General features: G+C 64.8%; 12 protein-coding genes. 9 read left to right on the plus strand and 3 right to left on the minus strand.

Annotation, left to right across the window (positions count from 1 at the left end; all coding sequences use genetic code 11):
• Window positions 1-99: 99 nt before the first annotated feature.
• The 8 genes from ASE49_RS15675 to ASE49_RS15710 all read left to right on the plus strand — a co-directional run bounded on the left by ASE49_RS15675 (window position 100) and on the right by ASE49_RS15710 (window position 10,077).
• On the plus strand, window positions 100-1,626 hold the full coding sequence (locus ASE49_RS15675; RefSeq protein WP_056774648.1) for an acyl-CoA carboxylase subunit beta: 1,527 nt from the start codon (window positions 100-102) through the stop codon (window positions 1,624-1,626).
• Between the two features lie 97 nt (window positions 1,627-1,723).
• Window positions 1,724-2,914: a beta-ketothiolase BktB gene (gene bktB, locus ASE49_RS15680; protein WP_056774652.1), complete on the plus strand. Its 1,191-nt coding sequence runs from the start codon at window positions 1,724-1,726 to the stop codon at window positions 2,912-2,914.
• Window positions 2,911-3,348 (plus strand): methylmalonyl-CoA epimerase, encoded by a 438-nt coding sequence (gene mce, locus ASE49_RS15685; protein WP_056774655.1) that lies wholly within the window; start codon window positions 2,911-2,913, stop codon window positions 3,346-3,348. The genes bktB and mce overlap by 4 nt, the downstream gene beginning before the upstream one ends.
• 44 nt (window positions 3,349-3,392) lie before the next feature.
• Complete coding sequence (gene scpA, locus ASE49_RS15690) at window positions 3,393-5,657, plus strand: methylmalonyl-CoA mutase (RefSeq protein ID WP_082456518.1); 2,265 nt, start codon at window positions 3,393-3,395, stop codon at window positions 5,655-5,657.
• Window positions 5,658-5,722: 65 nt separating this feature from the next.
• Window positions 5,723-6,778, plus strand: coding sequence for a biotin synthase BioB (gene bioB, locus ASE49_RS15695; RefSeq protein ID WP_056774657.1), 1,056 nt, complete (start codon window positions 5,723-5,725; stop codon window positions 6,776-6,778).
• Window positions 6,779-6,906: 128 nt separating this feature from the next.
• Window positions 6,907-8,928, plus strand: coding sequence for an acetyl-CoA carboxylase biotin carboxylase subunit (locus ASE49_RS15700; RefSeq protein ID WP_056774660.1), 2,022 nt, complete (start codon window positions 6,907-6,909; stop codon window positions 8,926-8,928).
• A 1-nt stretch (window position 8,929) separates the two neighbouring features.
• The gene (locus ASE49_RS15705) at window positions 8,930-9,301 is read left to right on the plus strand and encodes a tRNA-binding protein (protein ID WP_056774663.1); all 372 of its coding nucleotides are present in this window, start codon (window positions 8,930-8,932) and stop codon (window positions 9,299-9,301) included.
• Entirely contained in the window at window positions 9,301-10,077 is a 777-nt protein-coding gene (locus ASE49_RS15710; RefSeq protein WP_056774665.1) for a thioesterase family protein, read from the plus strand. The genes ASE49_RS15705 and ASE49_RS15710 overlap by 1 nt, the downstream gene beginning before the upstream one ends.
• Here the strand turns inward: ASE49_RS15710 and ASE49_RS15715 are convergent.
• The 3 genes from ASE49_RS15715 to ASE49_RS15725 form a co-directional block, all read right to left on the minus strand.
• Entirely contained in the window at window positions 10,074-11,480 is a 1,407-nt protein-coding gene (locus ASE49_RS15715; RefSeq protein ID WP_056774668.1) for a peptide MFS transporter, read from the minus strand. The genes ASE49_RS15710 and ASE49_RS15715 overlap by 4 nt on opposite strands.
• Before the next feature lie 92 nt (window positions 11,481-11,572).
• Window positions 11,573-12,676 carry a 3-dehydroquinate synthase gene (gene aroB / locus ASE49_RS15720; RefSeq protein WP_056774670.1) on the minus strand — a complete coding sequence of 368 codons (1,104 nt, stop codon included), beginning with the start codon at window positions 12,674-12,676 and terminating at the stop codon, window positions 11,573-11,575.
• Window positions 12,667-13,248 (minus strand): shikimate kinase, encoded by a 582-nt coding sequence (locus tag ASE49_RS15725; RefSeq protein ID WP_056774672.1) that lies wholly within the window; start codon window positions 13,246-13,248, stop codon window positions 12,667-12,669. The genes aroB and ASE49_RS15725 overlap by 10 nt, the downstream gene beginning before the upstream one ends.
• 57 nt (window positions 13,249-13,305) lie before the next feature.
• On the opposite strand from ASE49_RS15725, the gene ASE49_RS18370 reads away from it, so the two are divergent.
• On the plus strand, window positions 13,306-13,464 hold the full coding sequence (locus tag ASE49_RS18370; RefSeq protein WP_156370354.1) for a hypothetical protein: 159 nt from the start codon (window positions 13,306-13,308) through the stop codon (window positions 13,462-13,464).
• Window positions 13,465-13,469: the final 5 nt, after the last annotated feature.

Raw genomic sequence — 13,469 nt, forward strand, 5'->3', positions numbered from 1 at the left:
AATCGCTCGATTAAAACGGTTGACCTTGGTGGTTTCCGATGCCTTAGCAGTCACAGCATTTTTGCATGCTTGTGTCCACGCGAGGGTCGAGGGAACCGGATGTCAGCCAATATCGCCGAAATGGAGAAGCGTCGGGATGCCGCCAAGCTGGGCGGCGGGCAGAAGCGGATCGACGCGCAGCACGCCAAGGGCAAGCTGACGGCGCGTGAACGGTTGGACGTCCTGCTCGATGAGGGCAGCTTCGAGGAAATGGACCTTTACGTCGAGCATGACTGCGTCGATTTCGGGATGCAGGACCAGAAGATCCCCGGTGACGGGGTGGTTACCGGATCGGGCACGATCAATGGTCGTCTGGTCTATGTGTTCAGCCAGGATTTCACGGTGTTCGGCGGTTCGCTTTCGGCGCGCCACGCGCAGAAGATCTGCAAGGTGATGGATGCGGCGATGAAGGTCGGCGCGCCCGTTATCGGCCTTAACGACAGCGGCGGCGCGCGCATCCAGGAAGGTGTCGCCTCGCTGGGCGGCTATGCGGATGTGTTCCAGCGCAATGTGCTGGCATCGGGCGTGGTGCCGCAATTGTCGCTGATCATGGGGCCGTGCGCGGGCGGCGCGGTCTATTCGCCGGCGATGACGGACTTCATCTTCATGGTGAAGGACAGTTCGTACATGTTCGTCACCGGGCCGGACGTGGTGAAGACGGTGACCAACGAAGTCGTGACGCAGGAGCAGCTTGGCGGCGCCATCGTCCATTCCAGCAAGACGTCAGTCTCCGACATGGCGCTGGAAAACGACATCGAGGCGCTGCTGGCGGCGCGCGATTTCTTTGATTTCCTGCCGTCTTCCAACCGCGACGATGTGCCGGAACGGCCAACGGCGGACGCGTGGGACCGGCTTGAGCACAGCCTGGATACGATCGTGCCGCCCTCGGCCAACCAGCCCTACGACATGCACGAAGTGATCCGCAAGACGGTGGACGAGGGGGAGTTCTTCGAGCTTCAGCCGCTGCATGCCGGCAACATCCTGATCGGCTTTGGCCGCATCGAGGGGCGCACAGTGGGCATCGTCGCCAACCAGCCGATGGTGATGGCCGGCGTGCTCGATATCGATTCCTCACGCAAGGCGGCGCGCTTCGTGCGTTTCTGCGATGCGTTCGGGATACCGATCATCACCTTCGTGGACGTGCCCGGCTTCCTGCCCGGGACCGACCAGGAGCATAACGGCATCATCAAGCACGGTGCCAAGCTGCTGTTCGCCTATGGCGAAGCCACGGTGCCCAAGATCACCGTCATCACGCGAAAGGCTTATGGCGGCGCGTATGACGTGATGAGTTCCAAGCATCTGCGGGGCGATCTCAATTACGCATGGCCCACCGCCGAGATCGCGGTGATGGGTGCCAAGGGCGCGGTGGAGATTATCTTCCGGGGGCTGGACGCCGATGGCATCGCCGCCAAGACCAAGGAATACGAGGACCGCTTCGCCAATCCGTTCGTGGCGGCGAGCCGGGGTTATATCGACGAGGTGATCTATCCGCATTCCACCCGGCGCCGCATTGCGCTGGGCTTGCGCAAGCTGCGGAACAAGTCCCTCGAAAACCCTTGGAAGAAGCACGACAACATTCCGCTGTGACGCGCAGCGCCCGGCTTGGCACTTGTGAGAGTAGGATGACCGGCGCTTCGGGCCGATGTGATCTGCAGACATAAAACGTAGGATTGGACGGCAGTTCATGGAAGACATCTACATCGTCGGCGGCGTGCGTACCGCTGTTGGAGACTTTGGCGGCTCGCTCAAGGGCTTCATGCCGGCAGAGCTGGGTACACTTGTTGCGGTTGAGGCGCTCAAGCGCGCGGGGGTTGAGCCCGAGGCGGTCGAGCATGTGGTGATCGGCCAGGTGATGCCCACCAGCGCGCGCGACCAGATGCTGGCCCGTGTCATCGGCATCAACGCAGGTGTGCCTGTTGCAACGCCCGCGCTCACGCTTAACCGGCTGTGCGGTTCGGGCGTGCAGTCGATCATTTCCTCGGCGCAGATGATGAAGCTGGGCGAAGCGTCGATCACCCTGGCGGGCGGCGCGGAATCGATGTCCAACGTACCGTATCATGACCACGGCGTGCGCTGGGGCAGGAAGATGGGCGCCAACACCCAGGAAGACGCACTGACGCTCGGCCTGTCCGATGCGATCGGCGGCTATCACATGGGCATCACCGCCGAAAACATGGCGGAGCGCTACGGCATCACGCGAGAGGCGATGGACGCGCTGTCCGTCACCAGCCACCAGCGCGCTGCGCACGCGATCGCGGAAGGCCGCTTCAAGGACCAGATCCTGCCCGTGGAAGTGAAGACCCGCAAGGGCGTCACGGTGTTCGACACTGACGAGCACGTCAAAGCGGACACCACGATGGACGTGCTTGCGAAAATGCGCCCGGCGTTCAAGAAGGACGGCAGCGTTACCGCCGGCAACGCCAGCGGTATCAACGATGGCGCCGCAGCCGTCGTTCTGGCGACGGGCACGGAAGTGGAAAAGCGCGGTCTCAAGCCGCTGGCGCGTATCGTCGCCTGGGGTCATGCCGGCGTTGAGCCGGAATACATGGGCGAGGGGCCGATCCAGGCCGTTCCCATCGCATTGAAGCGGGCTGGACTTGCGCTTGACCAGATCGACGTGATCGAAAGCAACGAGGCTTTCGCCGCGCAGGCCTGCGCAGTGATCAACGCCCTCGGTCTGGATCCGGACAAGGTCAACCCGAACGGTTCGGGCGTATCCATCGGCCATCCGGTCGGGGCAACGGGCACGATGCTGACCGTGAAATGCGCCTACGAACTGCAGCGCATCGGCGGCCGCTACGGCCTGATCACCATGTGCATCGGCGGTGGGCAGGGCATCGCCCTCATTATCGAGAATGTGGAGCATGCCGCATGAAGCTGGGCCGGCTCAATCACATCGGCGTCGCCACGCCCGATCTTGATGCCGCGATCGCGTTCTACAAGGACGTGATGGGCGCGACGTACGTGACCGAGCCCTTTGTGCTGGAAAGTCAGCAGGTGCGCGTGTGCTTCGTCAATACGCCTGGCGAAGACGGCACGGCGGGCACGCAGATCGAACTGCTCCAGCCTACCGTTGCGGATTCCGCTGTTGGCAAGTGGCTGGAAAAGAACCCGCTGGGGGGTCAGCATCACATTTGTTACGAAGTGCCGGACATCCACGCCGCCAAGGCCTGGTTCGAAAGCAAGGGCAAGCGGGTGCTGGGCGAGCCGCGCATGGGCGCGCACGGGACGCTGATCTTCTTCGTCCACCCCCGGGACATGGGCGGCCAGCTGACCGAGATCATGGAAACGCCAAAGGGCGCACACTGAGCTTTCCACGCCCCCGGCGGGGGCAGGATACACGAGGTAGAACGATGAGCGACACGTCCAGGCCGTCAGGCAACCCGGAAGGCCCCACCATCGAGACCAACACCGGCGAGGACAGCGGCGTCGCCCCGCAGGCGCGCGATCTTGCCGAGCCTTCGCCAAACCCGGACCTCGAAAAGTGGCAGGCCGCCGCGACCAAGGAGGTGAAGGGCAAGGACCTGACGTGGAACACGCCCGAAGGCATCGCGGTCAAGCCGCTCTACACCGCCGAGGACGTGACCGTCGATCCGGGCCTGCCGGGGTTCGCGCCGTTTACGCGGGGTGTGCGCGCCTCGATGTATGCGGGGCGCCCCTGGACTATCCGCCAGTACGCCGGTTTCTCCACCGCCGAGGAATCCAACGCTTTCTATCGCCGTAACCTCGCGGCGGGCCAAAAGGGCCTGTCGGTCGCCTTCGACCTGGCGACGCATCGCGGATACGACAGCGACCATCCGCGTGTCGTCGGCGATGTCGGCAAGGCGGGCGTGGCGATCGACTCGGTCGAGGACATGAAGATCCTGTTCGACGGTATCCCGCTCGATCAGATGTCCGTCTCGATGACGATGAACGGCGCGGTGATCCCGATCCTGGCGTTCTTCATCGTGGCGGGCGAGGAGCAGGGCGTCGATCGCAAGCTGCTCGACGGGACCATCCAGAACGACATCCTCAAGGAGTTCATGGTCCGCAACACCTACATCTATCCGCCCGAACCCAGCATGCGGATCATCTCGGACATCTTCGGCTACACCAGCCGCGAAATGCCCAAGTTCAACTCGATCTCGATTTCCGGCTATCACATGCAGGAAGCGGGCGCGACGCAGGTGCAGGAACTGGCGTTCACCATCGCCGACGGCGCGGAATACGTGAAATACGGGGTGGCCAGCGGCCTCGATATCGACAAGTTCGCGGGACGCCTGAGCTTCTTCTTCGCGATCGGCATGAACTTCTTCATGGAAATCGCAAAGCTGCGCGCTGCGCGCGTGCTGTGGCACCGGGTGATGACCGATCTGGGCGCCAAGGACGAGCGTTCCAAGATGCTGCGCACCCATTGCCAGACCTCGGGCGTCTCGTTGCAGGAGCAGGATCCCTACAACAACGTGATCCGCACCACGATCGAGGCGATGGCCGCGATGCTGGGCGGCACCCAGTCGCTGCACACCAACGCGCTGGACGAGGCGATCGCGCTGCCGACGGATTTCTCGGCCCGTATCGCGCGCAACACGCAGATCGTCATCCAGGAAGAAACCGGGATGACCAAGGTCGTCGATCCGCTTGGCGGCTCGTATTACATCGAGGCGTTGACACAGCAACTGGTAGACCAGGCGTGGGAGATCATCGAGCGGGTGCAGGCCGAAGGCGGCATGGCCAAGGCGGTTGCCGCCGGTTGGCCCAAGGCGATGATCGAAACCGCGGCCGCCGCCCGTCAGGCCCGCGTGGACCGGGGCGACGATGTGATCGTGGGTGTCAACAAGTATCGCCTCCCCAGCGAAGACCCGATCGAGACGCTCGACATCGATAACGCGAAGGTACGCGAAGGGCAGATCGCCCGCATCAACAAGATGAAGGCGCAGCGTGACGAGGCTGCGTGCCAGGCTGCGCTCAAGGCGCTGCGCGATGGGGCCGCGGGCGAATCTAGCATCGAGAACAACCTGTTGGCGCTGGCTGTGGAATGCGCCCGCGCGCGCGCCACGCTGGGCGAGATCAGCGCGGCGATGGAGGAAAGCTTCCAGCGCTATGGCACCCAGCCCACCCCGGTTAAGGGGGTTTATAGCGCGCCGTACGAGGGTGACAGCCGCTGGCAGCAAGTGCTGGACGGGGTGGCTGCGGTGGAGCGCCGCCTGGGTCGCAAGCCCAAGCTGCTCGTCGCCAAGATGGGCCAGGACGGCCATGATCGCGGCGCCAACGTCATCGCCTCCGCCTTTGGCGACATGGGCTTCGACGTGGTCTCCGGCCCGCTGTTCCAGACGCCGGAGGAAACGGTGGTGCTCGCGCTCGACAACGACGTCGATGTCGTCGGTGCGTCCAGCCTTGCCGCAGGCCACAAGACCCTGATCCCGGAACTGATCCAGCAACTGCGCGCCGCCGGGCGCAGCGACATCAAGGTGATCGCTGGCGGCGTGATCCCGGCCAAGGACTACGAGTATCTGCGCAACTCGGGCGTTCAGGGCATTTACGGCCCCGGTTCCAACGTGGTGGAATGTGCCGCAGACGTGCTGCGCCTGCTTGGCCACAACATGCCGCCGGCAGGTTCCGAACTGGAAGCGGCGGAGTGACGCTGGATCATGGCGGCCTCGCGTTCTATGACCCGGCTTTGGCCTTGGCCGCCTGAGGAAAGACGATGACGCAAACCTCCCCTTCGCCCGTGGTGCGCACCGACTGGACGCGTGACGAGATCGCCGCCCTGTTCGACCTGCCATTCCCCGAACTGGTGTTCCGGGCCGCGCAGGTCCACCGCGCCAGCCACCGGGCCGACGAAGTGCAGCTGTCCACGCTGCTGTCGATCAAGACCGGCGGCTGCGTGGAGGATTGCGGCTACTGCTCGCAGTCGGTGTCGGCCAACAGCGGCGTCAAGGCCACCAAGCTGATGGATGTGCAGGCGGTGTTGCAGCGCGCGGCGCAGGCGGCGGACCAGGGCTCCACGCGTTTCTGCATGGGCGCGGCCTGGCGCAACCCCAAGGACCGCGACATGCCCGCCATCATCGAGATGGTGAAGGGCGTGCGCGCGATGGGCATGGAAACCTGCATGACGCTGGGCATGCTGACGCCAGCGCAGGCCGACATGCTGAGCGAGGCGGGCCTCGATTATTACAACCACAACATCGACACCTCGCCCGAACGCTATGATCAGGTGATCACCACGCGCACGATGGACGACCGGCTCGATACGCTGTCCAACGTGCGGATGGCGGGGATCAACGTGTGCTCGGGCGGGATCGTCGGCATGGGTGAAACGCGGGCCGACCGGGTGGGCTTCATTCACACGCTCGCCACGTTGCCCGAACATCCCCAGTCGGTGCCGGTCAACGCGCTGGTGCCGGTGAAGGGCACCGTGCTGGGGGATATGCTGGCCGACACGCCGCTGGCCAAGATCGACGACGTGGAGTTCGTGCGCACCGTGGCGGTGGCGCGCATCACCATGCCCGGCTCGATGGTGCGCCTGTCCGCCGGGCGCGAATCGATGTCGGAGATGACGCAGGCGATGTGCTTCATGGCCGGCGCGAACTCGATCTTCACCGGCGACAAGCTCCTCACCGCGCCCAACGCGGGCGACGACAACGACATGGCGATGTTCGCACGCCTCGGCCTCAAGCCCATGGCGATCGAACTGACGGCCGCCCAAGTCGAAGCGCAGCGCATGCCCAAGGGCTGCGCGAAGCTGGAGGCAGCGGAGTAGGAGCTTTGGCAATGGAATCGAGCGCTAGAGCTGTCGTCTTCGGCTTGATCCTTATGCTTTTTATAACCGTTTTAATGCTCAACGCTGGCTGGTTTATGCACGGCGACTGAATTTTGGAGGATACGGGGTTGTTCAAGAAAATCCTCATCGCGAACCGGGGCGAGATTGCGTGCCGGGTCATCAAGACCGCGCGGCGGATGGGCATCGCTACGGTGGCGGTCTATTCCGATGCCGATGCGCGCGCGCCGTTCGTGCAGATGGCCGATGAGGCGGTGCATATCGGCCCCGCGCCCGCCGCGCAGTCCTACCTGATCGCGGACAAGATCATCGCCGCCTGCAAGCAGACCGGCGCCGATGCGGTGCATCCGGGCTATGGCTTCCTGTCCGAGCGCACGTCGTTCGCCGAGGCGCTGGCGGCGGAAGGCATCGCCTTCGTCGGCCCGCCGGTGAACGCAATCGCCGCGATGGGTGACAAGATCGAATCCAAGAAGCTGGCGCTGAAGGCCGGCGTCAACGTGGTCCCCGGCTTTGTCGGCGAGATCGAGGATACCGAGCATGCGGTGCGCATCTCCGAGGAAATCGGCTACCCGGTGATGATGAAGGCCAGCGCCGGCGGCGGCGGCAAGGGCATGCGCCTGGCTTATAACGAACAGGATGTGCGCGAAGGGTTCGAGGCCACCAAGCGCGAGGGTCTCAATTCGTTCGGCGATGACCGCGTGTTCATCGAGAAGTTCATCCTCAACCCGCGCCACATCGAAATCCAGATCCTGGGCGATAAGCACGGCAACATCCTGTACCTGAACGAGCGTGAATGCTCGATCCAGCGCCGCCATCAGAAGGTGGTGGAGGAAGCACCTTCCCCCTTCGTCACCCCCAAGATGCGCAAGGCGATGGGCGAGCAGTGCGTCGCCCTGTCGCGCGCGGTGGGGTATTATTCGGCCGGCACGGTGGAACTGATCGTTTCAGGCGCCGATCCCACGGGTGAGAGCTTCTACTTCCTGGAAATGAACACCCGCCTGCAGGTGGAGCATCCCGTTACCGAGGCGATCACCGGCATCGACCTGGTCGAGCAGATGATCCGCGTCGCCGCTGGGGAAAAGCTGGCGATGACGCAGGACGATGTGAAGATCGACGGCTGGGCGATCGAGAACCGCGTCTATGCCGAAGATCCCTATCGCGGGTTCCTGCCCTCTACCGGGCGCCTGTCGCGCTATAACGCGCCGGTCGAAGGCTGGACGGATGATGGTGCCGAAAACGGGCGCCGGGGCGTGGACGGCGTGCGCGTGGACGACGGCGTCTACGAAGGCGGCGAAGTGTCGATGTTCTACGATCCCATGATCGCCAAGCTGATCACCTGGGGCGAGACGCGTGACGAGGCGGCGGACAAGCAGGTCGCCGCGCTCGACGCGTTCGAGATCGAGGGGCTGGGCCACAACATCGATTTCGTCTCCGCGATCATGCAGCACCCGCGCTTCCGCTCGGGCGAACTGACCACCGGTTTCATCGCCGAGGAATACCCCGAAGGCTTCCACGGCGCGCCCGCGTCCGATGATCTGAAGGTAAAGCTGGCCGCCGTCGCCGCGTTCGTCGCCACCGCACGGGCGGATCGCTCGCGCCGGATCGAAGGGCAGCTGGGCCGTGCGCTGCAGCCGCCGGGCGAGTGGACCGTCACGATCGATGGGGCTGCTTACGATGTCGCTCTCGACGAGGATCTGCTGACGGTCAACGGGCAGGAGGTCGATCTCGAACTGGAATACACGCCGGGCGACCGTTTCGTGGAAGCCGAAGTGAACGGCGAGGAACTGGTGCTCAAGCTGGAGGCCAGCCGCACCGGCTTCAAGATGACCACCCGCGGCGCGATCCACAAGGTGGTGTGCCTGCCCACCCACGTGGCCGCGTTGTCGCGCCATATGATTGCAAAGGTGGCGCCCGATCTTTCGCGCTTCCTGATTTGCCCGATGCCCGGCCTGCTGGTGTCGCTCAACGTGGCCGAGGGCGACAAGGTGGAAGCTGGCCAGCCGCTCGCCGTGGTGGAAGCCATGAAGATGGAAAACATCCTGCGCGCCGAAAAGTCCGGCGTGGTGAAGACGGTCAACGCCAAGGCGGGCGAAAGCCTGGCGGTGGACGCCATCATCCTCGAACTGGAATGACATGCATCTGGATCACGACCCGGCGGCGCCCGCTGCGCCGCCGATCGGTTTTGATGATTTCCTGAAGGTCGATATCCGCGTGGGCACCGTGATCGCCGCCGAGGTGTATGAAGGTGCCCGCAAGCCCAGCTACAAGCTGCGGATCGACTTTGGCCCCGGCATCGGCGAGAAGAAAAGCGTCGGGCAAGTGGCGGCGCTGTATGCGCCTGAAGATCTTGTGGGGCGGCAGGTGGCGGCGGTCGTGAACTTTCCCGTGCGGCAGATCGGCAAGGCCTTGTCAGAAGTGCTGACGCTGGGGTTTGCGGACGCACAGGGGCGGGTCACGCTGTTTTCGCCGGACGCGCGCGTGCCCAACGGATCGCGCCTGTTCTGATGGCAAGCCTGGCCGAACTGCTTGCCGGGGCGGAGCCCCTGGACAATGGCTTTACGGTTCACATTACGCCGGACTGGCTGCAGGGGCGCACGGCCTATGGCGGACTGACGTCTGCCATTGCGCTGGCTGCGGCGCGAAACGCCTTTCCTGATGTGCCCCCGCTGCGTTCCGGGCAGTTTTCGATGATCGCGCCGCTCGCCGGTCGGATCGAGGCCCGTGCGCGGGTGGTGCGCAAAGGGCGCAACGTAACCTGGGTCGCATCGGAATTGCGGGATGACCAAGGCGTGGGGTTTTCCGCCAGTTTCGTGTTCATGGCGAGCCGGCCCAGTGTGTTGGCGATGCCGGGCATCCCATTGCCGGACAATGTCGTTGCGCCGGCGGATGCACCGCCGCTCCCGCTGGATCGCGCGCCGGTATTTCTACGCAGCCACTTCGAGGTGCGCATGGCCCTGCCGGTTATACCGGGCACCGCGGACATCGGCTGCTGGGCACGGCTGCGCGAAGGGGAAGGGCTGCACCCGGAGGTGCTATGCGTGGCGTGCGGCGACGTGTTGCCGGCGGCGGCGTGGCTCTCCGTACCTGCCGATGTGCCCATGAGTTCGACGCAGTGGCACGTCAACGTGCTGGACGCCGCCATGCCCCAGGACGGCTGGTGGCTTATCCGCTCGACCAGCGAAGCGGCGACTGATGGCGCGGTGAGCGAGCGTATCACCCAGTGGCATGCTGACGGCCGGCTGGCGATGGCCGGCATGCAGTCCGTCGCCGTGTTCGGCTAGCCTGCCGAAGTCGGTTCACCGCCCATCAGGCGGCGCGAGAAGAACAGTTTGAACACCGCAAAGCCGACTAATCCAACGCCTGCCGATGCCATGTGCAGCAGCCAGAACTGTGTGGTGGGCATCGTTTCGAACAGCGTGCCGATCTTACCCACCGCCAGGTTCGCGGCGAAGAACGCAAGGTAGTAGATCCCCACGATCGAGGCGTTCAGCGCGCGCGGCGCAAGGCGGGTGAACAGCGCCAGGCTGACCGGGAGCAGGTGGGCGAAACCGATCGAGTTGACGAGGTGGAACATGACCGGCCAGAACAGCCCGATCTTGCCGGTCCCTTGCGTGGCGGCGGCCAGATAGAGGCAGCCCGCGCCCACCGCGATGAAGCCGCAGCCCAGGATCATCTTGCCCAGTTCGTCCGGCTCCTTGCCGGTGCGCTTGCCGACGAAGGCCCAGAACGCGGCGACCGCGACCAGCATCGAGAAGCTGAGCGTGGCATCGATGGTGATCATCCAGCTGGTGGGCAGCGTCTCTCCCATGAACGTCAGCTGGAACTGCTGGTCCGCCCATACGAGGTAGGCGTTGAAGATCTGCTGGTTGGTCAGCAGCGAAATCGCCATGATCGGCACCAGCACCAGCACCGCCACCAGGCGCGGCCCGTCACCGGGGAGGAACCGCGCGCGCGGTTTGGTCGCTCCGGCTGCCTTGTCCGCCCTGGTATCGGCCGGCAGCCACGGGCGTGCAGCGATATACAGCACGAGGCCCGCCACCATCACCACGCCGGCGCAGCCAAAGCCCCAGTGCCAGCCGACCTTTTCCCCCAGCGTACCGGACACCAGCGGGGCGGCGATGACGGACACGTTGATGAAGATGTAGAAGATCTGGAACGCCATGGCGCGGCGCGGGTCCCCGGCGCGATACAGTTCGCCCACCTGGCTGGCGATGTTGCCTTTGAACAGGCCGACGCCCACCACCAGCGCGATTAGCGCGAACAGGAACGCGCCTTCGAACGCCATAAGGAAATGACCGAGCGCCATGATCGCCCCGCCCGCGATCAGCGCGGCGCGGCGGCCCAGCAGCAGATCGGCCAGAATGCCGCCCAGGATCGGGGTGAGATAGACCAGCGCGGTGTAGGTGCCGAAAATCTCGGAGGCGAGCGGCTGGCCTTCGAGGCCGGGAAACACGTGCGCTTTCAGCCAGCCAAGCCCGATGACCGTTTCCTGCCGGCCGGGCAGGAGCAGGTATTTGACCATGTAGAGCGTCAGTAGCGTCTGCATGGAATAATACGAAAACCGCTCGCACGCCTCGACAAGGCCCAGCAGGCCAAGGCCCTTGGGATGGCCCAGGAACGCGCGGTCGCCGGGGGCGGGATGTTCGGGAAAATCGAGTTCGGGGGTGGCTTCGGCGGCAGTCATCTTTGTGCTTTCACACCCCCCGTGATTATCGTTGTGCGAAACGGAAATGTCATGCCGAACGCGCGCCGTCAAATCGGGACGGCAGGTTCGATTTAGGCCAATTTGGTATCGAGGAAGCGCGCCACGTCATCCAGCGACACCTGCTTATCCAGATAGGTCTGGCCGATACCCCTGAGCAGCAGAAAGGGCAGGGTGCCGGCGTCCATCTTCTTGTCATGCGTCATGTGGTGCACCAGCGCGGCGCCATCGCAATTGAGGCCCAGATCGCGCAAGGATGCGGGAAGACCCACCGAACCGATGTGGCGGCCGATGCGATCCGCCTCGGCCTGCGGCATCAGGCCCTGGCGCGCGGAATAGTGCGCCGCCAGCACCATGCCCAGCGCCACCGCCTCGCCATGCAGCAGCCGGTCCGAAAAACCGGTCTGCGCTTCGAGCGCGTGCCCGAAGGTGTGGCCAAGGTTGAGCAGGGCGCGCTGGCCGGTCGTCTCGAATTCGTCCTGCGCCACGATCCGCGCCTTTGCGGCGACCGAGTGGGCCACGGCATATTCACGTAAGGCGGCGTCGCCCGCGATCATCGCCGCGCCGTTGGCTTCGCACCAGCCGAAGAAGGCGGGATCGTCGATCAGGCCGTACTTCACCACTTCCGCGTAGCCGGCCCGCAGTTCACGCTGCCGCAGGGTGTCCAGCGCGGCAAGATCGGCCAGCACCAGCGCGGGCTGGTGGAAGGCGCCGACGAGGTTCTTGCCGGCAGGCGTGTTGACAGCAGTCTTGCCGCCGACGCTGGAATCGACTTGCGCCAGCAGCGTCGTGGGCACCTGGATGAAGTGGCACCCGCGTTTGAGCACGGCGGCGCAAAACCCGGTCAGGTCGCCGATCACGCCGCCGCCCAGCGCGATGATGTGATCGCCGCGCTCCACCCCCAGGCCGAGCAGCCAGTTCACCGTCGCGCCCAGTTCGTCCCACGACTTGGTGTGTTCGCCCGGCGGCAGGATGCGCCAGCATGGCTCCAGCCCGGCGTCACGCAAGGACGCTTCCACTGCCGGCCCCCAGGCCGCGTGGACGTTGGTGTCGGTCACGATCGGCACCTGGCGCTTGCGCAGGCGGGCCCCGCATTGCGCTGCAAGGTCCGTCAGCAGGCCTGTGCCCACGCGCACGTCGTATGGGCGCCCGGCGATGTCGACGCGGATCACAGCCATTGCGAAATTCCCTGAAGCACCTTGTTGATGGTCTGCACATGCGGCCCGCTGCCGCTGGTGACGTGGATCGGCGCCTGCGCGTAATCGGCGGCGCGCTGATCGCGCAGGCGGCTGAGGATCTCGTGCGGGTCGCCGGTGCGCAGCAGCGGGCGGTTGCCTTTGCGCGCGGTGCGATCGACCAGCGTGGCGACATCGCTGTCCAGCCACACGGTGATCGCCTTGTTCAGGATCAGGGCACGGGTTTCCGGGTTGACGAAAGCGCCCCCGCCGGTGGCGATCACGATCTTGTCATCCCCGGCATGCTCGGCCAGCAACCGCGCGATGACGCGGCGCTCCCCGTCGCGAAAATAATCCTCGCCATACGTCTCGAAGATTTCCGGCACGCTCATCTGTGCGGAGCGTTCGATCTCGTCGTCGGCATCGATGAAGGCGCAGTGGAGCAGGGAGGCCAGCCGCTTGCCCACGCTGGACTTGCCCACGCCCATCATCCCCACCAGCACGATCGGGCGATCGATGCGGCGCGCCAGGGCCGCAATTTCCTGCGGGGAAAACCGGGTCTGTTGAACGTCCATTGCCGGATCGCCTATAGTTGCGCTAGGTCGCAGCGCAAGCATGGTGAAGGAAGGCAAGTGACGGTCATACAACGCAAGGCTGGGCTTGCCGGCGCCATCGCCATCATCGTGCTGCTGGCATTGGTGGTGCTGGGAATTGCCGCGTGGCGCGATGCCGGCGTGCAGCCGGTACAGGACATGACCGTGGCCGTGCCGCTGCCGGATTCGGCAAAGTGAGGGCG

The organism is Novosphingobium sp. Leaf2 (genome assembly GCF_001421325.1).
In the GTDB taxonomy this organism is placed as follows: Bacteria; Pseudomonadota; Alphaproteobacteria; order Sphingomonadales; family Sphingomonadaceae; genus Novosphingobium.

Bases quoted from the DNA above. Each gene is read 5' to 3' on its own strand.
- ASE49_RS15675 (WP_056774648.1), top strand. From the start codon at position 100: ATGTCAGCCAATATCGCCGAAATGGAGAAGCGTCGGGATGCCGCCAAG.
- bktB (WP_056774652.1), top strand. From the start codon at position 1,724: ATGGAAGACATCTACATCGTCGGCGGCGTGCGTACCGCTGTTGGAGAC.
- mce (WP_056774655.1), top strand. From the start codon at position 2,911: ATGAAGCTGGGCCGGCTCAATCACATCGGCGTCGCCACGCCCGATCTT.
- scpA (WP_082456518.1), top strand. From the start codon at position 3,393: ATGAGCGACACGTCCAGGCCGTCAGGCAACCCGGAAGGCCCCACCATC.
- bioB (WP_056774657.1), top strand. From the start codon at position 5,723: ATGACGCAAACCTCCCCTTCGCCCGTGGTGCGCACCGACTGGACGCGT.
- ASE49_RS15705 (WP_056774663.1), top strand. From the start codon at position 8,930: ATGCATCTGGATCACGACCCGGCGGCGCCCGCTGCGCCGCCGATCGGT.
- ASE49_RS15710 (WP_056774665.1), top strand. From the start codon at position 9,301: ATGGCAAGCCTGGCCGAACTGCTTGCCGGGGCGGAGCCCCTGGACAAT.
- ASE49_RS15715 (WP_056774668.1), bottom strand. From the start codon at position 11,480: ATGACTGCCGCCGAAGCCACCCCCGAACTCGATTTTCCCGAACATCCC.
- aroB (WP_056774670.1), bottom strand. From the start codon at position 12,676: ATGGCTGTGATCCGCGTCGACATCGCCGGGCGCCCATACGACGTGCGC.
- ASE49_RS15725 (WP_056774672.1), bottom strand. From the start codon at position 13,248: ATGGACGTTCAACAGACCCGGTTTTCCCCGCAGGAAATTGCGGCCCTG.